Raw genomic sequence first — 22,333 nt, 5'->3', positions numbered from 1 at the left:
CTTCCTGTGGGAATGTCGCGGCGTGAAGGTCTACGTGGCCGGGGCTCTGGCGGACGTCGCTGGGGTGCAGGCGGTCCAAGCGGCCGTGATGGCGGCCGGGCACGAGCTCACGCTGGACTGGACGCGAAGTCTGGATGTGACGCTCGTGGAGAGCTACGGGTCGGACCTCGCGCTCTCTGCGAGCCTGGCCTCGGACGACCTGGAGGCAGTGCTCAGCGCGGAGGCAGTGCTGGTCGTCATGTCCGACGAGGAGGGCAGAGGGATGTTCGTCGAGCTGGGCGCCGCGCTGGCTCGGGCGCACCGAGGGGAGCTCCAGCACGTGGTGCTCCTTGGCCCGATCGGGCGGGAGAGCGTCTTCTACTTCCACCCTGCCGTGCAGCGGATGACGTCGGTCGACGAATGGCTCGCCAGCATCGCGTGACTCGCTGTCTGCTCATGCGGCGCTCTCCGAACACGAGGGAAGCGGTCAGAGCAGAGCACTGAGCTGACTCCATGCCGCCGCGCCGAGCCTGGAGTCAGCCGCGGGGGTGCCGCCGCGTCGCATCCGCATCCCTCCCGCGGCGAGCGGTTCGCCGGGCAGCACGGTGCGATGGCCGGCGTCGGGTTCGAGGACGAGCATCGTCTCCAGGCCCTGCTCGTCGCGCCGTGCCGTGATGGCGTCAGCCATCGTCTGCGAGGGCCAGACCTGGTCGTCGCCGCCGGCGACCAGGAGCACCTGGTCGATGTGCTCGACCGGGATCGCGGCCGCGGAGAGCGCCTCGGGGAACCGGTCACGAGACGCCTCGTAGTGGCCCAGGAAGGCGGGTGGTGGGTCGGTGTCGGGCTCCCAGTCGTCGACGAGGTCGACGTAGGGCAGTGGGGTGCCGCCGAGGGTCCAGTGCGACGCCAGGCTTCCGTCGGGCCTGACGCCCGCCCAGACCACGTCGGAGGGCGCGAACGCGGCAACGGCGCTGACGTGGGGGCTGTGAACACCCGTCAGGAGCGCGGCTTCAGATCCGAACGAGGTGCCGAGGACCACGACTCGATCGCAGCTCCGGGCAAGGTCGTCCACACGTTCGAGGAAGAGCTCCAGCGCGATCTCCCACGGTCCCTCGTTCTGGCCGGCCCCTCCGAACCAGCGGATCGACTCGGCGAGGACTCCGTGGCGTGCCAGCAGCTCCGCACGTGCCGAGTCCACGCGGCCGCTGGAGCCCGCGAGGACCAGGGCGGCGACCCCCGAGGGCGAATCGGGGACCCAGCGCACGCCCTCGACGTCCACGAGCTCTACCGGGCGCACGCCTCAGAGCACCAGCGTGAAGAAGCTGCTGTTCGGGCTGGGCGAGTAGTCGCCGAACGGCGCGCACGGGACGAACCCCGCCGCGGCGTACATCGCACGCGCGGGGATGAACGCGTCCATCGATCCGGTCTCGAGGCTGATCCGGGTCGCGCCGCGCTCGCGGGCGAGGGCGAGCAGATGGGTGAGCATCCGGTGCCCGTGCCCGTGGCCGCGATGCTCGCTCGCGGTGTGCATCGACTTCAGCTCCAGGTGGCCGCCGCCGAGGTCCTTCAAGGCGCCGACGGCGACCAGCTCGCCGTCGACGCGGGCCGAGCAGAACGTGATCGAGGCGACGAGCAGTCCGTCGATGTCGAGGGTGTGCACGTCCTCGGGCGGGCTGTGCTCGTGGCCGAAGGCCAGGTGGCGCGCGAGGAGCGCGCGGACGTCGTCGGCGCGCGGGTCGTCCGGGCCGATCACGGGGGCGACGGTCATGGGGAGATCATCGCGGACACGTCGCACGGTCTCAGGAGAGGCACGCCGCCACGCCCAGGCAGGCCACCGAGCCGGTCGAGGTGAGCGTGCGGACGACGTTCCAGCGCCGCCAGGCGCGCTCGAAGCCCGCGCGGGCGGCCGCGGGATCGCCGCCGCCGGCCTCCAGCGCATCGTTCAGCGGGACGTTGCGCGCGCCGGTGACCGCGACCGTCGCGACGGCGAGTGCCGTGCCGGCGACCGCCCAGCACCGCGGCGTGCCGCTCGCCGCCAGCGCGGCGGCGCCAGCGGTGAGCGGGGCGCCGAGGAAGCTCGCGAGGAAGACCGGGTTCACGATCGCGCGGTTCACCTCGCGCATCACCGCCACGAAGGTCCGGTCGTCGACGCGGCCCAGGCCGGGCATCACGCCGCTGGCCCAGGCGTAGTAGGTGCCCGCCTGGAGCCCGCCCAGGACGAGCGCGAGCACCAGGGCGACGGGGAGGAGGTCGGCCACGAGCGGCTACCCGCGGTCGAAGGCGGCGCGCACCTGGTCCTCGGTGAGCCCGTAGTCCTCGAGGGCGTAGCGGTGCGAGGGCGCCGCCTTGCCCTCCTTGGACTCCCGGTCGATCTCGGCGGCGGCCGCGCGGGCCTCCTCGCTCCACTCCAGCCCGAACTGCTCGTGGATCCTTGCCACGGTGCCCAGCGGGTCGCGGCGCAGGTCGGCGAAGGCGACGTCGACGAACTGCTCGGGGGCGTAGCGGGCGCGGGCGTCGTGGAAGGCGTGGAAGGAGCGCGACCACAGGTCCAGCTGGGTGCGCCCGATCGTCTCCCCGACGTACGTCGTGGAGTGCCCGGCCGTGGTCTCGGCCGACAGCGAGCAGGACGAGGCGATGCAGACCACCGGGTCGCGGTGGGTGTAGACGACCAGGGCGTCGGGGTAGACGCTCATCAGGGCGTCGAGGGCCGTCATGTGCGAGGGGTTCTTCAGCACCCAGCGCTTCTCGGGGTCGTTGAGCCCGACCAGCTGGAGGTTCTGCTTGTGGCGCGCGTAGGCGTCGGTCCAGTCCTGCTCGGCCAGCCACGCGGTGTAGCGGGGGACCTCGGCGAGGGACTCATACGAGTTCGACTTGCCGGTCTGGCGCAGCAGCCGCCAGCACTCCTCCACGGTGGTGGCATCCATGTAGTGGATCCCCATGTACTCCGGGCTCTCCACGTGGTGGGCGGCGAAGCCCTGCTGCATCGCGGCGAAGACCGGGTCGGCCTCCCAGGTCTCGCGCGGCGGGCGCGGCTGGGGGAACTGGGTCAGCCACATCTCCAGGCCCTGGGCCGCGGGGTCGGCGTGCAACAGGCGGTGCAGGGCGGTGGTGCCGGTGCGGGGCAGGCCCATCAGGAAGATCGGGCGCTCGATCACTACGTCGGCGTGCTCGGGGCGGGCCGCGAACTGGGCCTGGGTGAGCAGCCGGCCGACCAGGGCGCTCTTGACCTCCGAGCGCTGGAAGTAGTTGCCCCGCGGGGTCAGCCCGGCCTCGGGGGAGGCCAGGTCGTCGACCAGGATCCGCAGGCCCTCCTCGTGGGCGTCGCCGCCGAAGTCGGTGAGCCCCGTGGTGCGCATCGCGGCCGCGGCGATGTCGTCGTAGCCGCCGACTTCCGGGCGGGTGCGCGCCATGACGTTGAGGCCCCCCGCGCCCAGCTCCTCGGTGCTCATCGGTGGAACTCCCCGCAGTCGACGTTGAGGACCTGCCCGGTGACCGCCGAGCACAGGTCGGTGGTGAGCATCAGCGCGGCGCGGGCGACCTCGGCCGGGCTGGCCAGGCGCTTGAGGTCGGTGGGGGCGGCCTTCTCGGCGTACACCTCGTCGTGGGTGCGGCCCGACTCCGTGGCGATCCAGTCGAAGTAGCCCTTGTTGACGTCCTCGTAGATGTAGGACGGCGCGACGCTGTTGACCCGGATCCCGCGCGGCCCGAGCTCGGTGGCCAGCGAGGAGGAGAGGTGCTCCAGCGCGCCCTTGGACAGCTTGTAGCCGGCGTACTCCTCCTGGGACTGGTAGAGCACGCAGGAGTTCACCATCAGCACCGAGCCGCGGGTGGCGGCGAGCGCGTCGGCGAAGAGGGCGGTCAGCCGCAGCGGCGCGAAGACGTTGGTCTCGTTGGCCGCGCGCAGGCCGTCGAGGTCGAGCGCGGTGAGCGGGTCCATCGGCGGGATGCCGAAGGCGTTGTTGAGCAGGCCGTCGACCTGCCCGAACTCCTCCAGCGACCGCTCCACCAGCCGGCGGCGGGAGTCCTCGTCGGTGATGTCGGTGGGGACGACGAGCGCGCGGCGCCCGAGCCCGCGCACGACCTCGGCCATCTTCTCCAGCCGGCGCTCGGTGCGGCTGGCCAGCACCAGGTCGGCGCCCATCTTGGCGGCCTCCTCGCCGAGGGCGCGGCCCAGTCCGGGCCCGACGCCGGAGAGCACCAGCACCTTGCCCTCCAGCAGTGGCAGCGGGCGGTAGCGGGCCTCGACCTCGGCGTCGGTCTCGAGGTGGGCGGCGGCGGTCTGGGGGCTCAACTGATCATCCTTCGGGCCACGGAGCGCTGCCGGGCGGCGATCCGCGCGGCGTACTCCTCGTCGGTGAGCGGTACGGCGTGGGGCAGGCGGGCCGCGACCTCGGCGAGCGGCAGCACCTCGGTGCGGGGGCCGTCCTCGGGGCCCAGGTCGCGGGTGAGGCGCTGCCAGCGCAGCATCACCGCGCCGGTGCGGTGCCCGGTGGTCTCCAGCCAGTTGGCGATCGGGCGGCCGTCCAGGGGCGGGCGCTCGCTGACCACGAACCGGATCATGCCGTCGGGGTCGGTCACCGCCTGCGCCTTGGTCAGCGAGGTCTGGTGGGTCTCGTAGTCGGTGGAGGCGTACCAGTCCGAGCCGATCTGGGCTGCCTGGTAGCCGCAGTCCTCCCAGCGCGGCACCGTGATCACCAGCGCCTCGTCCTTGCCGATCGCGTAGTGCCCGATCGAGGAGCGCTGCGAGGACAGCCCGCCCGGGGTGGACTGTGCCGCGGTGAGGACGTTGGCCGGCTGGGCGTACTGGAAGAAGTGCGGGAAGGCGAACCAGGTGCGGATCGAGCTGGTCAGCGAGCGGGCGGCCACCTCGTAGCGGCGCGCCAGGCCGGCCTGCGTCAGCGGGGAGCGGGGGCGCCCGATCGTGTCGGTGCGCTCGATGGTGAGGGTGCCGCGCTCCTCGGTGTCCCAGTCGTTGAAGACCTCGCGCACGATCAGCGTCTTCGCGCCCGGCTCGGCGACGTAGGTGAAGGCGAAGGTGCCGTCGTCGGCCACCTCGAGCTCGCGGTCGTCGAAGGCCATCAGCGAGGCCGGCGCGGACCCCGCCTGGTAGCCGCCGCCCATCACCTGGAAGGACAGGTCGGCGGTGGTGCCGCGACGCCCGCGCACGACGTACTCCACGCCCTCGACGAGGTAGGCGTGGAAGTAGACCGCGTCGGGGTTGTCCAGGCCCTGGCGGGAGAACTGGTGGGTGGGGTTGATGAACAGCGGCTGCTCGAGGTCGTAGTCGAACGCCGCCTGCAGCGCCATCCGGATCCGGCCGGCGAGGTAGTCGTAGCCCTCCAGCAGGTCGGCCTCGGTGCGGATGAACGGCGCGTCGGCGATCAGCTGCTCGGCCTCGGCGATCGCCTCGGTCAGCGGCCGGGTCAGGTCGAGGTTCTTGCCGGCGCCGGGCCCGTCCTCCAGGCCCCAGTGCGCGTGGCCGCTCACGGGTTGACCTTCGCGATCACGCGCTCGCCGAAGCGCTCCAGCGCCTCGACCTTCTTCTCCAGCGGCTCGGTGTCCGGGCCCACGATGTAGGGCACCCGGAAGCCGACGATGCAGTCGGTGACGCCCTTGTCCTCCAGGCGCTTGATGCCGTCGGGGGAGTAGGCGTCGGCGGAGATCACGTGCACCTCGAAGTCGTCGCGGGTGTCGCCCTCCTCGGCGCGGATCTCGCGCAGCCGGGCGAGCATCCGGTCCAGCTCCTCGGCGTTCCCGCCGGCGTGCATCCACCCGTCGCCCTTGCGTACGGCGCGGCGCAGGGCGGCGTCCGCGTGGCCGCCGACCAGCAGCGGGATCGGCTCGGTCGGCGCCGGGCACTGCTGGACCGGCTCGAAGGAGTGGAACTCCCCGTCGTAGCCGAAGAACTCCCCGCTGGTCAGGCCGCGCACGATGTCGAGGCACTCGTCCATCCGCTTGCCGCGCTTGGCCCACGGCACGCCCATCGCGGCGAAGTCCTCGGGCCACGGGGAGAGCCCGACGCCGAGGCCGAGCCGGTTGCCGGACAGGAAGGCCAGCGAGGCGGCCTGCTTGGCGACCAGCACCGGCGGGCGCACCGGGAGCTTGAGGACGAACGGCGTGAGGCGCAGCGTGGTGGTCACGGCGAACAGGTGGGCGCACAGGATCATCGCCTCGATGAACTCCTTGCCCTCCAGGAACTCCCGGTCGCCGGTGTCGGTGTAGGGGTAGGTGGAGTCCGACTCCCGGGGATAGACCAGGCTGTCGGCGATGGTCATGCTCGTGTAGCCGGCCGCCTCGGCGGCCTGGGCCAGCGGGGCGTAGTTCTCGGCCCGGGTCATGGCCTCGGCATAGGTGAACCGCATTGCTCTCCTCGGTGTCGAGCACGCCGGCCCCGACGTCCGTGGCGGCGCGCTGGACGAAACATAGAACGCGTTTCAGTCCTGTGCCACAGTTCGTCCCGTGGAGCCGAATCAGAACGCCGACCTGCGGGACCGGGCCGAGATCACCGAGGTCCTGCACCGCTACACCCGCGCCGTGGACGCCGACGACCGGTGGGACCTGCTGGACACCGTGTTCACCCCGGACGCCGAGATCGACTACACCGAGACCGGCGGCATCGCGGACCGCTACCCGGTGGTGAAGGCCTGGCTGGCCGAGGTGCTGCCGGCGTTCTTCCCGCGCCGCATGCACTCGCTGCACCAGGTGATGGTGGACCTGGCCCCCGACGGGGACCCGGACGCCGCGCAGGTCACGGCGTACTTCCACAACCCGATGCCGGTGGGGGAGGGCGCGGACGCCAAGGTCGTGGAGTACGGCGGGATCTACCACCACCGCATGGTGCGCACCCCCGACGGCTGGCGCAGCCGCCACCTCCACGAGGAGCTGGTCTGGAAGCGCGAGACCAGGGCCGCGCTCTGATGGGGCTGATGGACATGCCCGAGGAGCGCCCGGCGGGGCTGGACTCGCCGTGGGCGGTGCGGGTGATCAAGCTGATGTCGCGGGTCCAGGTGCGCATCTTCGGGTTGACCAACGGGCGGATCGGCAACAAGTGGCGGGTGGGCGCGGGCTGGCGCAAGCCGGTCCCGACGCTGCTGCTCGACCACGTGGGCCGCAAGTCCGGGACCGCGTTCACCACCCCGCTGCTCTACCTGCGCGACGGCAGCGGGCCCCAGGAGCGGCTGGTCGTGGTGGGCTCCCAGGGCGGGCTGCCGCAGCACCCGCAGTGGTACCGCAACCTGCTCGCCTCGCCGGACACCACCGTCCACCTCCCCGGGGAGGTGCGCCGGGTGCACGCACGGGTGGCCGGGCCCGAGGAGCGCGCCGAGCTGTGGCCGCGCCTGGTCGAGCTCTACGCCGACTTCGAGAAGTACGCCCGTTGGACCGACCGGGAGATCCCCGTGGTGGTGCTCGAGCCGCGCTGAGCCCCGGAAGTGGTGTCGCTTGGCACCGTCCACGACAATGGGCGCGGACGCCTAGGCGCCCGCCGCCCAGCGCCGACCACACCGGGAGTGACGACACCGTGGCCCAGCACCAAGACCGCCCTGTCGTGACCGGACTGCTCGCGCTCGCGGGCGTCGGGGTCGTCGTGGGTGTGGTGATCGGGCTCGTCGCCCTGGTCGGCATCCGGATGCTCGGCATTGGCGGGGACGACGAGGGCGGCCGCGCCGGTGCGCAGCAGTCGATGTACATCCCCGACCCGGTGCGCACCACCGGCGACTCCGGGCCGCAGATCACCCTGGCGACCGAGGACCCCGAGGAGTCCGAGGAGTCCGACAGTCCGAGCCCGTCGGAGTCGGAGACGACGAAGGACGAGGGGATCACCCTGCAGAGCGCCCAGAGCTCGGTGTCCGGCATGGAGCAGATCGACCTCAGCGGGGTCTACCCCGACGGCGAGGGCGCGATCCTCCAGGTCGAGCGGTTCGTGGACGGCGGCTGGACCGACTTCCCGGTGACCGCCTCGGTCAGCGGCGGCACCTTCTCCACCTATGTCCAGACCGGCCAGGCCGGCGAGAACAGGTTCCGCGTGCGCGACACCTCCAACGGCGAGCTCTCCAACGTGGTCAAGGTCCGCGTCGGCTGAGCCGCCTCAGACCAGGGCCCGGTCCGTGGTCCGACGCGCGGCACCCGGCTCCGGCGTGCCCGGGGCGTCGACCGACGGCTGCTGAGCCGTCTGCTGGGCCGAGTCCTGGGCCGGGCCCTGGGTCGCACCGGGGGCCGCGAGGCGGCGGCGTACGGCGGCGATGACGGCCGGCTGGCCGGTCAGCACGCCGATCAGGACCAGCGCCATGCCGAGCGCGTGGGTGGGGCCGAACAGCTCGCCGGCGAGGACGACCCCGACGAGGGTGCCCGCGACCGGGTTGAGCAGCCCGACCAGCGACACGGCGGCCGCGGGCAGCTCGCGCAGGCCGCGGAACCACACGGCGTACGCCACGACCGTGCCGACCAGGCCCAGGTAGAGGTAGCCGCCCACCGCGGCCGCGTCGATCGCCGGCGGCGCGCCCTCGACCACGAGGGCGATCGGCAGCAGGACCAGGCCGCCCAGCACCAGCTGCCAGCCGGTCATGGTGAGCATGTCCACCGGCGGGCGCCACCGCTTCACCAGCACGAAGCCGACCGAGGACAGCGCGACCGCGCCGAGGGCGGCCGCGACGCCCACCCAGTCGACGTCGATACCGCCGCGCAGCACCAGCACCGCGACGCCGACCGCGCCCAGGGCGGCGCCGAGCAGCGACGCGGGGTGCGGGCGCTCGCGGACCAGGCCCCAGGCCAGCAGCATGATCGCGATCGGCGCGGTCGCGGTCAGGGTGGCGGCGAGGCCGCTGGGCAGGCGGGCCGCGGCGACGAAGAACAGCACGAAGAACGCCGCGATGTTGAGCATGCCCAGCACTCCGGCGCGCCACCACCAGATGCCCTGCGGCAGTCGCGGGCGCAGGGCCAGCACGAGCAGGCCGAAGGGCAGGGCCCGCACCGTCGCGCTGAACAGCGGGCGGTCGGCGGGGAGGTGGGCGTCGGCGACGTAGTAGCCCGAGCCCCACGCCACCGGGGCGATCGCCGTGACCGCGAGGACGCGCCATTTGCTTTCCATGGAAGACATAATGTCTTCCGCGTCAGATAGATTCCCGGTCATGACGGTTCCGCGCAGTGAGCCCGGCCACGTCGGCAGCCACGGCCCTGACGCCCCTCCCGACCACGTCGCCAAGGTGATGGCCCAGTGGGCTCGGGAGCGCCCCGACCTCGACCCCTCGCCGATCGGCGTGATCGGGCGCCTGCACCGCGTCGCCCTGCGCCTGAGCGAGGAGCTGCTCGCGGTCTACGCCGCCCACGGCCTGGGGGAGGGTGAGTTCGACGTGCTGGCGACGCTGCGCCGCTCCGGGGCGCCGTACGAGCTCACGCCCTCGGAGGTCGCCGCCGGGACGATGGTGACCTCGGGTGCGGCCACGAAGCGGATCGACCGGTGCGAGCTGCGCGGCTGGGTCACCCGGCGCGCCAGCGACACCGACGGCCGGGGCCGGGTGGTCGCCCTGACCGAGGAGGGCCGCGCGCTCATCGACCGGGCGATGAGCGCCCACCTGGCCAACGAGCACCGGCTGGTGGGGATGCTGCCCGAGGACGACCGCGCCCGGCTCGCACACCTGCTTCAGGTGTGGGGCCGGGCGCTGGACGCCTGACTCAGGCGCTCTCGGGCACCCAGTCGAAGGTGTCGGGGTCCGGGCCGGTGCGACCCTCGGCGCCGCGGTCCAGCGCCGCGATCTCGGCGACCTCGTCGGCGGTCAGGGAGAAGTCGAAGATCTCGAAGTTCTCCCGCATCCGCGCCGGGCTCATCGACTTGGGGAAGACGATGTCGCCGCGCTCGATGTGCCAGCGCAGCGTCACCTGGGCCGGCGTGCGGCCGTGGGTCTCCGCGATCCGGGTGATCACCGGGTCGCCGAGGACCTGGCCCTGCGCGATCGGGGACCACGCCTCGACCTCCGCGCCGTGCCGGATCGACGCGGCGCGGGCCGCCTCGTTGGTGAAGTAGGGGTGCACCTCGATCTGGTTCACCGCCGGCACCACGCCGGTCTCCGCCACGATCCGGTCGAGGTGCTCGGGCTGGAAGTTCGAGACGCCCACGGAGGTCACCCGTCCGTCGGCGAGCAGCTCGGTGAGGGTGCGCCAGGTCGAGACGTAGTCGCCGTCGTAACGGGTCGGCAGCGGCCAGTGGATGAGGAAGAGGTCCAGCCGGTCGACCCCGAGGGCGCTCAGCGTCTCGTCGAAGGCGCGGCGCGCGTCGTCGGGACGGTGGACGTGGTTGTGCAGCTTGCTGGTGAGGTAGAGCTCGTCGCGGGGGATCCCCGAGGCACGCACGGCCTCGCCGACGCCGCGCTCGTTGCCGTACATCTGCGCGGTGTCGATGTGGCGGTAGCCGACCTCGAGGGCGGCCGCCACCGTCTCGGCGGTCTGCTCCGGCGGCACCTGGTAGGTCCCGAAGCCGAGCTGCGGGATGGTGGTCTGGTCGTTCAGGGTGATGCTCGGAACGGTCATGAATGTCCAATGCCCGAGGCTCGGAAGGACATTCCCCCGACGCGCCGTCCGCGACAATGCTCACGTGAGCAACGACCAGCCTGCCGTCCCGTCCCCCGACTCCGCAGCGGCGGAGCCCTACGACACCCGGCTCGCGGCGTACGCCGTGATCATCGAGAGGGGCAGGGTGCTGCTGGCGCTGTGGAACGAGCCGTCGCAGAAGCGCTGGACCCTCCCAGGGGGCGGCGTGGAGCTGCACGAGACGCCCGAGGAGGGTGTGGTGCGCGAGGTGCGCGAGGAGACCGGGTACGACGTGGAGCTGCTCGGCCTGCTCGGGGTGGACACCAGCGTGATCCCGGCGGAGCGCCGCCTGGCCGGCGAGGGGCGTCCGCTCAAGGCGGTGCGGGTCCTCTACGCCGCCCGGGTCGTGGGCGGCGAGCTGACCCACGAGCTGGACGGCACCACCGACGAGGCCCGCTGGCACCCGCTCGCCGACGTGCCCTCGCTGCCGCGCGTCGCCGCGGTCGACGTGGCCCTCGACCTGCAGCGCCGCAGCGCCGCGCGCCCGTAGCATCGCGCCATGTCCCGCCGGGCGCTGCTCGCCGCGGCCGTCCTGGTGCTGGCCGGCTGCAGCACCGGCGCGGGCCCCGACGAGCCGGCGGCGGAGCGGTCGGCGTCCTCGCCGGGGCCGGACGGAGCCGACGCCCCCGTCGCGACCCCCGTGCCCCGGCCCGAGCCGGAGCTGGTCGTGGTCGCGCACGCCACCGCGGCGGTGCTGCGCCTGAGCCGCCCCGAGGCGCGCCGGCTGACCGGCCCGGCCGGGTCGCCGCGCCGCTGGCAGGGCCGCCCGGTGCACCGCGGCGAGACGCCGCGCGCCGCCGCGCGGGCGCTGGACCGTGTCGAGCGGGACCCGGCGGCGCTCGGCGTGGTGCCGCTGGAGGAGGTGCGCCCGGGCGTGCGTGCCGCGCTGGTCGCCGGGCGCGACCCGGTGCGCACCGCCCCGGGGGCCGTCCACCTCACCGTCGTGGGGGACCTGATGCTGGTGCGCGGGGTCCCCGACCCCCGGCAGGCCCTGGCCCAGGTAGCGCCGCTGCTGCACCGCGCCGACCTCGTCGTCGGCAACCTCGAGAGCACCCTCTCCACCGCCGGCGCCCCCACCCAGGGCTCGGACTCCTTCGGCGCCGGCCCGGAGCTGGTCGGCCACCTGCGCCGCGCCGGCCTGGACGCGGTCTCGCTGGCCAACAACCACACCGGCGACTTCGGCACCGAGGCGCTCCGGGACACCGTCCGCACCCTGCGCGGCGGACCGTTGGCGGTGTTCGGCGCCGGTGTCGACCTCGCGGAGGCGGGACGCCCGGCGTACGTCGAGCGTGGCGGGGTGCGCTTCGCGCTCCTCGGGTTCAACGCGATCGGCGAGACCCCGCGCGCCACGGCGGGATCGCCCGGGGCGCTCTCGGTGCGGATGCCCCCGCGCACCGGGCCGCTGGTCCGCGCCGACCTGGCGCACGTGACCTCGCTGGTGCGCCGGGCCGAGCGGCGCGCCGACGTGGTCGTGGTGCTGCCGCACTGGGGCACGCAGTACACCCACGAGCCCGAGCCGGTCCAGCGCGAGGTCTCCCGGGCGCTGGTCGCCGCCGGCGCCGACCTCGTCGTGGGCGGCCATCCGCACTGGGTGCAGGGCATCGACGTCGTCGAGGGGCCGGACGCGGCGGTCCCGGTGCTCCACTCGCTGGGCAACCTGGTCTTCGACATGGACTTCATGCGCCAGACCATGGAGGGGGTCGTCCTCGAGACGACGTTCCTCGGGGAGCGGCTGGCGGCGCTCCGGCTGGTGCCCTACGTGATGGACCCGGGGACCTTCGCGCCGCGCCCGGTCGGCGGGGCGGACGCCGCGCGGATCCTGGGCGACGTGTGGGCCGCCTCGACCGGACCGTTCGCCCGCTGAGTCAGCGCAGCCAGGCCACCACGGTGCGTGCGGCCCGGCCCAGCTGGGCGGGCTCGACGACCTCCGGCAGGTCGCCCGCCGAGTGGTAGCCGGCGTACGGCGTGCTCCCCAGGCGCACCCCGGGCAGCCCGGCCCGCACGAAGGACCAGTGGTCGCTGGAGCGCTGGCCGGTCTCCGGCAGCGTCGCCACCCCGGCACGGCGGGCCGCGGCCAGCACCTCGGCGCGCAGGGGGTCGGGGTCGCCCGCGCTCCCGACTGCGCTCCCGACCGGGAGGGCTGCGCCCACGCCGACTCGGTCCAGCGAGACCATCCCGCGCAGGCTGCGGCGCTGTGCGGCACCGAGATCCGCGACATAGGCCCGCGAGCCGTAGTGGTGGTCGTCGTCGCCGGGCCCGCGCGGCTCCTCCGACCCGAAGGCCACCAGCACCACCGGGAGCCGGGCGCGCCGATCGGCGAGCGCCTCGGCCACCGCGAGCAGCACCCCGACCCCGGAGGCGTTGTCCTCGGCCCCCGGCGCCTGCGGCACCGTGTCCAGGTGGGCGCCGACGAGCAGCCAGGGGCGCCCCGGACGGACCTCGCCGCGGGTGGCGACCAGGTTGACCGACGGCCCCGCCGGCACCGGCACCCCCCACGACACCCCGGCCGGCGTCGCGAAGCGCTGCCGCTCGACGCGCCAGCCGGCCTCGCCGAGCCGCTGCTGCACCCAGGCCGCGGCCCGGAGGTACGCCGCCGACGTCCCCGGTCGTGGGCCGATCCGCCCGGCGAGGTGGCGCACCGCGGCCACGGCGGTCGCGACCCGGACGTCGGCCGGTGCCACCCGAGGCCGGGTGGGTGACGTCGCAGGCGGGGCCGTCACCTCCGGCGGCGGGGCGACGCCCGCCGACGAGGACACGGCGGGGCTCGGGGGTGGCGAGGCGGGGGAGCCGTCGGTCCCGCTGCACGCTGCGCCGGCCAGGGCCAGCGTCGCGCCCAGGGCGAGCGCCGTCGTGCGTCGTGCCGTCGGTCCCGTCATCGCCCCAGTGAAGCACCGCCGGGCCACGCCCCGCGGGGCATGATGGGGAGATGCGCACCGCACCCCGGGTCCTGGCCGCACTGCTGCTCGCGAGCGCCCTGGGTGGGTGCGGCTCCGACGACGACGGCGACAGCGGGGGAGACGACGCCGCGACGGGCGCCTCCTCCTCCGCGCCCACGAGCGTGCCGGAGGTCCTCGACGTGGGCCGCCCGGTCGCGCTGGCCGAGGACGGTGAGGGCCGTCTGCTCGTCGCGCACCTGGTCGAGGAGGGCCCGCGCGAGAGCGTCGCGGCCGCCTGGCGCCTCGAGGACGCCGACGGCGAGACCATCGCCGAGGGCCCCGGGCGACAGGTGCGCAACGAGAGCTCGATCCCGGGAATCTGGCCGCTGGCCGACGGCTTCCTGGTCGACCTCGGCGGCAACGGGCGCTACGAGCGGCTCGACGGCGAGGGCGAGCTGACACCGGTCGAGGAGGTCGACACCCCCCGCCCGCTGGCCGCGGGCGACGTGGCCGTCGAGGGCGCCCGCGGGGTCTACTCCCCGCAGGACGAGACGATCGCGCCCACGCCGCGGCTGCCCGGCGGGGCGGTGGCCGTGGAGCTCGTCCTGGACCCCGAGGGCGGCGCCTGGGCGCTGCCGGAGGCGAGCGACGCCGGCACGACGATGCTGCACCTGCCGGTCGGCAGGACCACCTGGGAGGAGTCCGCGCTGGAGCTGCCCGGAGGCGGCTACCCGGTCGGGCTCGAGGTCACCGAGGACCTGGTCGTGGTGCCGGTGGCGCGCAGCCGCGGCGCCGGCGACCGGCTCGACGCGCTCCTGGTCCGGGCGCGCACCGGGGAGGAGGCCGCCTGGCGCCGGCTCCCCGCACCGTCGGACCTGGGCTCGAGCTGGTTCTCGGCGAGCGTCGCGGGCCTGCCCGACGGCCGGCTGCTGGTCTTCGACGACGTCGACGTGGCCCGGGTCGTGGACCCGGTGGCCGAGACCTGGGAGGTGCTGGCCCTGCCCGAGGGGCAGGGCGGGCGGGACCACGGCTGGGTGCTCGAGGTCGCCGGCGACCGGCTCTACGCACTGGACTGGGTCGACGGCGCGGCGTACGCCTCGACCGGGTCCCTCGACGACCTCGGGAGCGACCCCAGCGCGTCTGCCGATTCCGGGAGCGGATGGCGCGAGGTCTCCGGCTGACGCCGGCTCGGCGACCCCCGGCAGGGGTGCCGCCGAGAAGATTCCGCCCGCGCCGGGAACACCTCCGGGAGACGGGGCGTTGCGTCGTGTGAGGAAAGTTGAGTTGACCGGACTCAAGTTATTTGCGAGTCTCGCTCTCACGACGCAGACTGGCCCCGGCGGGGCTTGATGCGAAGCCTCGCCACCGCAGACCTGCAGCCCTGCGCTGCGCAATCAATTCGGAGGTAGTCCCATGGCACGTGCAGTCGGCATCGACCTCGGTACGACGAACAGCGTCGTGTCGGTCCTCGAGGGCGGCGAGCCCACCGTCATCACCAACGCCGAGGGTGCCCGCACGACCCCGTCGGTCGTCGCGTTCGCCAAGTCCGGTGAGGTGCTCGTCGGCGAGGTCGCCAAGCGTCAGGCGGTCACCAACGTCGACCGCACCATCCGCTCGGTCAAGCGCCACATGGGCACCGACTGGACGACCACGATCGACGACAAGACCTTCACGCCCCAGCAGATCAGCGCCTTCGTGCTCCAGAAGCTCAAGCGCGACGCGGAGGCGTACCTCGGTGAGCCCGTCACCGACGCGGTGATCACCGTCCCGGCGTACTTCTCCGACGCCCAGCGCCAGGCGACCAAGGAGGCCGGCGAGATCGCGGGCCTCAACGTCGCGCGCATCGTCAACGAGCCCACCGCGGCCGCGCTCGCCTACGGCCTGGACAAGGGCGACGACCAGACCATCCTGGTCTTCGACCTCGGTGGCGGCACGTTCGACGTCTCCCTGCTCGAGATCGGCGAGGGCGTCGTCGAGGTCAAGGCGACCTCGGGCGACAACCACCTCGGTGGCGACGACTGGGACGCCCGGATCGTCGAGTGGATGGTCAAGAAGTTCAAGGACGGCAACGGCGTCGACCTGGGCGCCGACAAGATCGCCAAGCAGCGCCTCCAGGAGGCCGCGGAGAAGGCGAAGATCGAGCTGTCGTCCTCGGCCGAGACCACGATCCACCTGCCCTACATCACCCACGGCGAGTCCGGCCCCCTGCACTTCGAGGAGCGCCTGACGCGCAGCGAGTTCCAGAAGCTGACCGAGGACCTGCTCCAGCGCACCAAGGCGCCGGTGCAGAACGTCCTCAAGGACGGCGGCGTGGCGCTCAAGGACATCCACCACGTCGTGCTCGTCGGCGGCTCCACCCGCATGCCGGCCGTGAGCGACCTGGTCAAGGACCTCACCGGCCGCGACCCCAACAAGGGCGTCAACCCCGACGAGGTCGTCGCGCTCGGTGCTGCCCTCCAGGCCGGCGTGCTCAAGGGCGAGGTCAAGGACGTCCTGCTCCTCGACGTCACCCCGCTGTCGCTCGGCATCGAGACCAAGGGCGGCGTCATGACCACCCTGATCGAGCGCAACACCACCATCCCGACCAAGCGCTCGGAGATCTTCACCACCGCCGACGACAACCAGCCGTCGGTGGAGATCAAGGTCGCCCAGGGCGAGCGCCAGATGTGGTCGCAGAACCAGCCGCTCGGCAACTTCGAGCTCACCGGCCTCCCGCCGGCCCCGCGCGGCGTGCCGAAGATCGAGGTCACCTTCGACATCGACGCCAACGGCATCGTGCACGTCTCGGCGAAGGACCAGGGCTCCGGCAAGGAGCAGTCGATGACCATCTCCGGCGGCTCCGCGCTGAGCAAGGAGGACATCGACCGGATGGTCAAGGAGGCCGAGCAGTACGCCGAGGAGGACGCCAAGCGTCGCGAGACCATCGAGGTCCGCAACCAGGCCGACCAGCTCGTCTACACGACGGAGAAGTTCCTCGCCGAGAACGGCGAGAAGATCCCCGACGACGTGAAGACCGAGGTCCAGGGCGACGTCGACTCGCTGAAGTCGACCCTCGAGAAGGAGGACGCCACGGCCGAGGAGCTCAACGCCGGCATCTCCAAGCTCGGTGAGTCCAGCCAGAAGATGGGCGCCGCGATGTACGCCGCCGCCGAGGCGGAGAACGCCGCCGCGGGTGGCGCCACCGGCGCGACCGGCGAGAGCGACGACGACATCGTCGACGCCGAGGTCGTGGACGAGTCGACCGACGAGGGCGGCACCAAGTGACCGAGGAGCACCGCCACGACGAGGGCCCCCCGCAGGACCCCGCCCCCGACGCCCCCGGGACCGCCGGTCCCGAGGGGGCGCGGCCGGAGGACCCGGTCGCACCCGCCGAGGGCGAGGACCGCGAGCCCGTCGAGGCGGACCCGCTCCAGGCCGCACGCGACGAGGTCGAGACGCTCAAGATGGAGCTCGGCGAGCGCACCGCGGACCTGCAGCGGATCCAGGCGGAGTTCCTCAACTACAAGCGGCGCGTCGACCGCGACCGCGAGCTGGTCAAGCAGAACGCGGCGTACGTCGTGCTCGCCCCGGTCACCGAGGTGCTCGACACCATCGACCGGGCCCGTGAGCACGCCGAGCTCGAGGGCGGCTTCAAGGCCGTCGCCGAGCAGCTGGAGCGAGTCGTGGCCAACCAGGGCCTGGAGAAGTTCGGCGCCCCGGGCGACCCGTTCGACCCCGCGCTGCACGAGGCGCTGAGCCACCTGGGCGAGGACCCCGACGTCGACGTGGTGACCTGCAAGGTCATCGCCAAGGCCGGCTACCGGATCGGCGAGCGCGTCGTCCGCGCCGCGCAGGTCCTGGTGGTCGACCCGGCGGCCGACGCCGCCGGACCGGCCGACACCGAGGGCTGAGCCGCTCACCGGGCCCCGTCCGCCACGGGCGGGGCCCGGTGACGCCCCCAGGGGCAGCACCGCCGGCAGCGCGCCGGCCACATTCTTCGAACCGTTGGGAGGAGGGCACATGAGCGACGACGGCTACCGCGCCGACTGGGCGCAGAAGGACTTCTACGCCGAGCTCGGCGTGAAGAAGGACGCGAGCGCCGAGGAGATCAAGAAGGCCTACCGCAAGCTGGCGCGGGCCAACCACCCCGACTCCAACCCCGGCGACACCGCCAAGCACGACAAGTTCAAGTCCGTCGCGGAGGCCTACGACGTCCTCGGCGACCGCGACAAGCGCGCCAAGTACGACGAGTTCCGCTCCATGCAGGCCTCGGGGCGCTTCGGCGGGTTCCCGACCGGCGGCCAGGGCGGCCAGGGCGGGTTCAACCTCGACGACCTGCTGCGCGACCGCGGCGGCGCCGGCGGCTTCGGCGACATGTTCGGCGACCTCTTCGGCGGTGGCGGCGGCGGCTTCGGGCGCCGCCAGCAGGCCCGCCGCCCGCAGAAGGGCGCCGACGTCGAGACCAACGCCACCATCAGCTTCACCGACGCCATCGACGGCGTGACGGTCTCGCTGCGCCTCACCTCCGACGCCCCGTGCCCGGACTGCAACGGCACCGGCGGCAAGCCGGGCACCAAGCCGCACGTGTGTCCCGAGTGCGAGGGCGCCGGCTACGTCACCAGCTCGGTCGGCGGCGCGTTCTCCATGAACGAGACCTGCCCGACCTGCGGCGGTCGCCAGCTCGTGTACGACGAGCCCTGCCCGACCTGCCACGGCTCGGGGCGCGGCATGTCCGCGCGCACCATCCAGGCGCGCATCCCCGCCGGGGTCAAGGACGGCCAGCGGATCCGGGTGCGCGGCAAGGGCGCGTCCGGCGAGAACGGCGGCCCGGCCGGCGACCTCTACATCACCGTCAAGGTGAGCCCGCACCGCGTCTTCGCCCGCAAGGGCGACAACCTCACCATCGACGTCCCGGTCTCCTTCGACGAGCTCGCGCTCGGCTCGGAGATCAAGATCCCCACCCTCGGCGGCGCTCCGGTCACCCTGCGGATCCCCGCGGGCACGCCCAACGGGCGCACCTTCCGGGTGCGCGGCAAGGGTCCCCGGCGTAGCGACGGCACCGTCGGCGACCTGCTGGCCACCGTCGAGGTCGTCGTCCCCGCTGTCCTCGACGAGGAGGCCCGCGCCGCGGTCACGGCGTACCGCGACGCGACCGCCGGTCGCCCGCTGCGCGCGAACCTGTTCGAGAAGGCGGGGTCCTGATGCCCGCCCGGCCGCCCTTCACCGGACCGCCGGGCCCGGACGCCGCGGTGTTCGTGATCAGCATGGCCGCCGAGCTCACCGGCCTGCACCCGCAGACGCTGCGCACCTACGAGCGGCTCGGGCTGATCACCCCCCAGCGCACCGGCGGCGGAGGCCGGCGCTACTCCGCGCGCGACATCGAGCGGTTGCGCGAGATCGCCGACCTCACCGCCGCCGGCGTGGGCCTCAAGGGCGTGCGCCGGATCGTGGAGCTGGAGTCGCAGCTCGCGGCCCTCTCCGACCTCAACGACGAGCTGCGCGCCGAGCTCGCGGCCGTGCGCGAGGCGCTCGGCCAGGCCCACGCGGGCCGGCGCCGCGAGGTCCCCGCCAACAAGCTGCCCGTGCTCCGCGAGACCCAGGCCGGCTCGGTCGTGGTCTGGCGACGCGGGCGCTGAGACCGGGGTCTCGTGTTCCACCGTCACCCGTTCCTGAGCCTGCTCACCTTCGCCTACCTCGGCTTCGTGGGGTGGATGACCCTGACCCCGCAGTCCGGGGCGGGCACCTCGCTGATGACCCGGGTGGCCGACCGCGTGGTGCGCGAGCTCCAGGCCTACGAGCCGACCTCGGGGCTGAGCGCCAGCGACATCGAGTTCGCGGCCAACGTCGCGATGTTCGTGCCGGTCGGCGTGTTCTTCCTGCTCCTCCTCGGACGCCGGCAGTGGGCGGCGGCCGTGCTGATCGGCCTGGTGCTCACCCTCGGGATCGAGATCGCCCAGCAGGAGATCCCGGGCCGCGTCAGCGACGCCCGCGACGTCGTCTCCAACGGTCTCGGGACCGCCATCGGCGTGGTGCTCGGGTGGGTGCTGACCCTCGGCGAGTGGTTCCACGAGGTGGGGGAGCGCCGCGCCCGGGCGCGGGCCGCCCGGGCCTCGACACATTCTCAAAGTTGAGTGGAACAGACTCAACTTCGACGCGGTTGAACAGAGCAGTTGAACAAGACGTCGGGACCCCGGTCCCGACCAGTGAACCGGCAGCGATCCAGCGAGATCCACGCCGATCCAGCGTGACCCAGCCGTTCGTGTGATCCAGGGAGTTGCAAATGAGCCAGTTCGGCGCCGACAAGTTCACCACCCGCAGCCGTGAGGCGATCGAGGCGGCGCAGCTCGCCGCGACCTCGGCGGGCAACACCACGACCGACCCCATCCACCTGCTGGTCGCCCTGCTGCGCCAGGAGGACGGGGTCTCGCGCAGCCTGGTCACCCGAGCCGGGGTGGACGTCGACGGCCTGCTGGCGCGTGCCGAGGCGCAGCTCGCGGCGCTCCCGCGGGCCAGCGGCGCCACCGTCCAGCAGCCCGCCGCCTCCGCCGCGCTGACCCGCGTCCTCGCCGGCGCCCTCGACCTGGCCGCGGAGATGAAGGACGACTACGTCGCCAGCGAGCACCTCCTGGTCGCGCTCGCCGGGACCGAGAGCAGCGCCCAGCGGGTCCTCGAGGACGCCGGGCTCACCGAGACCGCGCTGCGCGAGGGCATCACCGCCGTGCGCGGCAACCGCCGGGTCACCAGCCAGACGGCCGAGGACACCTACGAGTCGCTGGAGAAGTACTCCGTCGACCTGACCGCCTCCGCCCAGGAGGGCCGCCTGGACCCGGTGATCGGCCGCGACGCCGAGATCCGCCGGGTGGTCCAGGTGCTCTCCCGGCGTACCAAGAACAACCCGGTCCTGATCGGCGAGCCGGGCGTCGGCAAGACGGCGGTCGTCGAGGGCCTGGCCCAGCGCGTCGTCGCGGGCGACGTCCCGGACTCCCTCAAGGGGCGCCGGGTGCTCAGCCTCGACCTGGCCGCGATGGTCGCCGGGGCGAAGTACCGCGGCGAGTTCGAGGAGCGGCTCAAGGCCGTCCTCGACGAGATCCGCCAGGCCGGCGGCCAGGTGATCACCTTCATCGACGAGCTGCACACGGTCGTGGGAGCGGGCGCCGGGGGCGACTCCTCGATGGACGCCGGCAACATGCTCAAGCCGATGCTCGCGCGCGGCGAGCTGCACATGATCGGCGCGACCACGCTGGATGAGTACCGCGAGCGGATCGAGAAGGACCCGGCCCTGGAGCGCCGCTTCCAGCAGGTCTTCGTGGGCGAGCCCAGCGTCGAGGACACCGTGCAGATCCTGCGCGGCATCCAGGAGAAGTACGAGGCCCACCACGGCGTCCGCATCACCGACGCCGCGCTGGTCGCGGCCGCGACCCTCTCCGACCGCTACATCAGCGGGCGCCAGCTGCCGGACAAGGCGATCGACCTGATCGACGAGGCCGCGTCGCGCCTGCGGATGGAGATCGAGTCCTCCCCGGAGGAGATCGACCAGCTGCGCCGCCAGGTGGACCGGCTCAAGATGGAGCAGTTCGCGCTGGAGAAGGAGAGCGACCCCGCCTCGATGGACCGCCTGGAGCGGCTGCGTGCCGACCTGGCCGACCACGAGGAGGAGCTGCGGGCCCTCGAGGCGCGCTGGGAGCGCGAGAAGGCCTCCCTGGAGGGCGAGGGCGAGCTGCGCCGCCAGCTCGACCAGCTGCGCATCGAGGCCGACCGGCTGCTGCGCGAGGGCGACCTCGCCGCCGCCAGCGAGATCCAGTACGGCCGGATCCCGGTGCTCGAGCAGCAGATCGCCGCGGCCGCCGAGGTCGAGAAGTCCGAGCAGGTCGAGCCGCTGGTCGGCGAGGAGGTCGGTGCCGAGCAGGTCGCCGAGGTCGTGGAGGCCTGGACCGGCATCCCGACCGGGCGGATGCTGCAGGGCGAGACCGCCAAGCTGCTGGAGATGGAGCAGGTCATCGGCCGGCGCCTGGTCGGCCAGGAGGAGGCCGTGACCGCCGTCGCGGACGCCGTACGCCGCTCGCGCGCCGGCATCGCGGACCCGAACCGGCCCACCGGCTCGTTCCTGTTCCTCGGCCCCACCGGCACCGGCAAGACCGAGCTGGCCAAGTCGCTGGCCGACTTCCTCTTCGACGACGAGCGCGCGATCGTGCGCATCGACATGAGCGAGTACTCCGAGAAGCACTCGGTCTCGCGGCTGGTCGGTGCGCCTCCCGGCTACGTCGGCTACGACGAGGGCGGCCAGCTGACCGAGGCCGTCCGGCGCCGTCCGTACTCCGTCGTGCTGCTCGACGAGGTCGAGAAGGCGCACCCGGAGGTCTTCGACATCCTGCTCCAGGTGCTCGACGACGGCCGGCTCACCGACGGCCAGGGACGCACCGTGGACTTCCGCAACACGATCCTGATCCTCACCTCCAACCTGGGTTCGCAGTACCTGGTGGACCCGGTGACGGAGCCGGAGCAGAAGCGGGAGGCCGTGATGTCGGTGGTGCGCGCCTCGTTCAAGCCGGAGTTCCTCAACCGCCTCGACGAGATCGTCATGTTCAAGGCGCTGACGCTGGCCGACCTGACCCACATCGTCGACCTGCAGCTCGGGCTGCTGGAGAAGCGCCTCGCGGTGCGCCGCATCGGCATCGAGGTCAGCGACGCGGCGAAGACCTGGCTGGCCGAGACCGGCTACGACCCGGCGTACGGCGCGCGTCCGCTGCGCCGGCTGATCCAGTCGGCGATCGGCGACCCGCTCGCGAAGATGCTCATCGGCGGGGAGGTCGTCGACGGCGGCAAGGTCCTGGTGGACCGCGCCACGGACGGGCTGAACCTCACCGTGGCGGGCTGAGGCCCGCCAAGAAGCAGTGACACTGGAAGGACCCACGGAGGCG

The 22,333-nt window shown here is 73.2% G+C and carries 24 protein-coding genes; 14 read left to right on the top strand and 10 right to left on the bottom strand.

Annotation, left to right across the window (positions count from 1 at the left end):
* Positions 1 to 22: 22 nt before the first annotated feature.
* On the top strand, positions 23 to 421 hold the full coding sequence (locus tag HOQ23_RS09360; RefSeq protein ID WP_172214065.1) for a hypothetical protein: 399 nt from the start codon (positions 23 to 25) through the stop codon (positions 419 to 421).
* Positions 422 to 466: 45 nt separating this feature from the next.
* Here the strand turns inward: HOQ23_RS09360 and HOQ23_RS20845 are convergent, their stop codons facing one another.
* Genes HOQ23_RS20845 through HOQ23_RS09325 form a run of 7 tightly spaced genes read right to left on the bottom strand, consistent with a single transcriptional unit; the run spans position 467 to position 6,341 of the window.
* On the bottom strand, positions 467 to 1,276 hold the full coding sequence (locus HOQ23_RS20845; protein ID WP_216653992.1) for an acyl-CoA thioester hydrolase/BAAT C-terminal domain-containing protein: 810 nt from the start codon (positions 1,274 to 1,276) through the stop codon (positions 467 to 469).
* Between the two features lie 3 nt (positions 1,277 to 1,279).
* On the bottom strand, positions 1,280 to 1,747 hold the full coding sequence (locus HOQ23_RS09350) for a GNAT family N-acetyltransferase (protein ID WP_172214063.1): 468 nt from the start codon (positions 1,745 to 1,747) through the stop codon (positions 1,280 to 1,282).
* 31 nt (positions 1,748 to 1,778) lie between these two features.
* The gene (locus HOQ23_RS09345; protein ID WP_367650437.1) at positions 1,779 to 2,237 is read right to left on the bottom strand and encodes a DUF1772 domain-containing protein; all 459 of its coding nucleotides are present in this window, start codon (positions 2,235 to 2,237) and stop codon (positions 1,779 to 1,781) included.
* Between the two features lie 6 nt (positions 2,238 to 2,243).
* Positions 2,244 to 3,428, bottom strand: a complete 1,185-nt coding sequence (locus tag HOQ23_RS09340; protein ID WP_253945343.1) for a sulfotransferase — start codon at positions 3,426 to 3,428, stop codon at positions 2,244 to 2,246.
* Complete coding sequence (locus HOQ23_RS09335; RefSeq protein WP_253945342.1) at positions 3,425 to 4,270, bottom strand: SDR family oxidoreductase; 846 nt, start codon at positions 4,268 to 4,270, stop codon at positions 3,425 to 3,427. Before HOQ23_RS09335 ends, HOQ23_RS09340 begins: the two co-directional genes overlap by 4 nt.
* Positions 4,267 to 5,466, bottom strand: a complete 1,200-nt coding sequence (locus tag HOQ23_RS09330) for a hypothetical protein (RefSeq protein WP_367650436.1) — start codon at positions 5,464 to 5,466, stop codon at positions 4,267 to 4,269. The genes HOQ23_RS09335 and HOQ23_RS09330 overlap by 4 nt, the downstream gene beginning before the upstream one ends.
* Positions 5,463 to 6,341 (bottom strand): TIGR03619 family F420-dependent LLM class oxidoreductase, encoded by an 879-nt coding sequence (locus HOQ23_RS09325; protein WP_172214061.1) that lies wholly within the window; start codon positions 6,339 to 6,341, stop codon positions 5,463 to 5,465. The genes HOQ23_RS09330 and HOQ23_RS09325 overlap by 4 nt, the downstream gene beginning before the upstream one ends.
* 97 nt (positions 6,342 to 6,438) lie before the next feature.
* On the opposite strand from HOQ23_RS09325, the gene HOQ23_RS09320 reads away from it, so the two are divergent.
* The 3 genes from HOQ23_RS09320 (at position 6,439) to HOQ23_RS09310 (ending at position 8,059) form a co-directional block, all read left to right on the top strand.
* Positions 6,439 to 6,897 (top strand): nuclear transport factor 2 family protein, encoded by a 459-nt coding sequence (locus HOQ23_RS09320; protein ID WP_172214059.1) that lies wholly within the window; start codon positions 6,439 to 6,441, stop codon positions 6,895 to 6,897.
* A gap of 8 nt (positions 6,898 to 6,905) precedes the next feature.
* Positions 6,906 to 7,400, top strand: a complete 495-nt coding sequence (locus HOQ23_RS09315; protein ID WP_216653990.1) for a nitroreductase/quinone reductase family protein — start codon at positions 6,906 to 6,908, stop codon at positions 7,398 to 7,400.
* A gap of 125 nt (positions 7,401 to 7,525) precedes the next feature.
* On the top strand, positions 7,526 to 8,059 hold the full coding sequence (locus HOQ23_RS09310; protein ID WP_172214055.1) for a hypothetical protein: 534 nt from the start codon (positions 7,526 to 7,528) through the stop codon (positions 8,057 to 8,059).
* A 6-nt stretch (positions 8,060 to 8,065) separates the two neighbouring features.
* Here the strand turns inward: HOQ23_RS09310 and HOQ23_RS09305 are convergent, their stop codons facing one another.
* A complete protein-coding gene (locus tag HOQ23_RS09305) occupies positions 8,066 to 9,064 on the bottom strand; it encodes an EamA family transporter (protein ID WP_172214053.1) in 999 nt (332 codons plus the stop codon).
* A gap of 40 nt (positions 9,065 to 9,104) precedes the next feature.
* Between HOQ23_RS09305 and HOQ23_RS09300 the strand changes: the two genes are divergently transcribed.
* Positions 9,105 to 9,647, top strand: a complete 543-nt coding sequence (locus HOQ23_RS09300; protein WP_172214051.1) for a MarR family winged helix-turn-helix transcriptional regulator — start codon at positions 9,105 to 9,107, stop codon at positions 9,645 to 9,647.
* A gap of 1 nt (position 9,648) precedes the next feature.
* On the opposite strand, the gene HOQ23_RS09295 is transcribed toward HOQ23_RS09300, so the two are convergent.
* Positions 9,649 to 10,500, bottom strand: a complete 852-nt coding sequence (locus tag HOQ23_RS09295; protein ID WP_172214049.1) for an aldo/keto reductase — start codon at positions 10,498 to 10,500, stop codon at positions 9,649 to 9,651.
* Between the two features lie 64 nt (positions 10,501 to 10,564).
* On the opposite strand from HOQ23_RS09295, the gene HOQ23_RS09290 reads away from it, so the two are divergent.
* Together HOQ23_RS09290 and HOQ23_RS09285 are read left to right on the top strand one after the other, a co-directional pair.
* Entirely contained in the window at positions 10,565 to 11,050 is a 486-nt protein-coding gene (locus tag HOQ23_RS09290) for an NUDIX hydrolase (RefSeq protein WP_216653988.1), read from the top strand.
* Positions 11,051 to 11,059: 9 nt separating this feature from the next.
* Positions 11,060 to 12,424 (top strand): CapA family protein, encoded by a 1,365-nt coding sequence (locus tag HOQ23_RS09285; protein WP_172214045.1) that lies wholly within the window; start codon positions 11,060 to 11,062, stop codon positions 12,422 to 12,424.
* A gap of 1 nt (position 12,425) precedes the next feature.
* Here HOQ23_RS09285 and HOQ23_RS09280 read toward each other — a convergent pair whose 3' ends face one another.
* Positions 12,426 to 13,436: a M28 family metallopeptidase gene (locus tag HOQ23_RS09280; RefSeq protein ID WP_216653985.1), complete on the bottom strand. Its 1,011-nt coding sequence runs from the start codon at positions 13,434 to 13,436 to the stop codon at positions 12,426 to 12,428.
* Positions 13,437 to 13,486: 50 nt separating this feature from the next.
* Here HOQ23_RS09280 and HOQ23_RS09275 point away from each other — a divergent pair, with 50 nt between their 5' ends.
* The 7 genes from HOQ23_RS09275 (at position 13,487) to clpB (ending at position 22,290) form a co-directional block, all read left to right on the top strand.
* Positions 13,487 to 14,617 carry a hypothetical protein gene (locus HOQ23_RS09275; RefSeq protein WP_172214043.1) on the top strand — a complete coding sequence of 377 codons (1,131 nt, stop codon included), beginning with the start codon at positions 13,487 to 13,489 and terminating at the stop codon, positions 14,615 to 14,617.
* Between the two features lie 232 nt (positions 14,618 to 14,849).
* Positions 14,850 to 16,700 (top strand): molecular chaperone DnaK, encoded by a 1,851-nt coding sequence (gene dnaK / locus HOQ23_RS09270; protein WP_172214041.1) that lies wholly within the window; start codon positions 14,850 to 14,852, stop codon positions 16,698 to 16,700.
* Positions 16,697 to 17,326, top strand: coding sequence for a nucleotide exchange factor GrpE (gene grpE / locus HOQ23_RS09265; RefSeq protein WP_172214039.1), 630 nt, complete (start codon positions 16,697 to 16,699; stop codon positions 17,324 to 17,326). Before dnaK ends, grpE begins: the two co-directional genes overlap by 4 nt.
* A gap of 109 nt (positions 17,327 to 17,435) precedes the next feature.
* Positions 17,436 to 18,617: a molecular chaperone DnaJ gene (dnaJ, locus tag HOQ23_RS09260; protein ID WP_172214037.1), complete on the top strand. Its 1,182-nt coding sequence runs from the start codon at positions 17,436 to 17,438 to the stop codon at positions 18,615 to 18,617.
* Positions 18,617 to 19,051, top strand: coding sequence for a helix-turn-helix transcriptional regulator (locus HOQ23_RS09255; protein WP_172214035.1), 435 nt, complete (start codon positions 18,617 to 18,619; stop codon positions 19,049 to 19,051). Before dnaJ ends, HOQ23_RS09255 begins: the two co-directional genes overlap by 1 nt.
* Positions 19,052 to 19,063: 12 nt before the next feature.
* A complete protein-coding gene (locus HOQ23_RS09250; RefSeq protein ID WP_172214033.1) occupies positions 19,064 to 19,546 on the top strand; it encodes a VanZ family protein in 483 nt (160 codons plus the stop codon).
* 149 nt (positions 19,547 to 19,695) lie between these two features.
* Positions 19,696 to 22,290, top strand: a complete 2,595-nt coding sequence (clpB, locus tag HOQ23_RS09245; RefSeq protein ID WP_172214031.1) for an ATP-dependent chaperone ClpB — start codon at positions 19,696 to 19,698, stop codon at positions 22,288 to 22,290.
* The last annotated feature ends 43 nt before the right edge of the window (positions 22,291 to 22,333 follow it).

The organism is Nocardioides sp. zg-DK7169 (assembly GCF_013155365.1).
Taxonomy (GTDB): Bacteria; Actinomycetota; Actinomycetes; order Propionibacteriales; family Nocardioidaceae; genus Nocardioides.
This window is presented reverse-complemented; position numbering and strand designations above follow the sequence as displayed.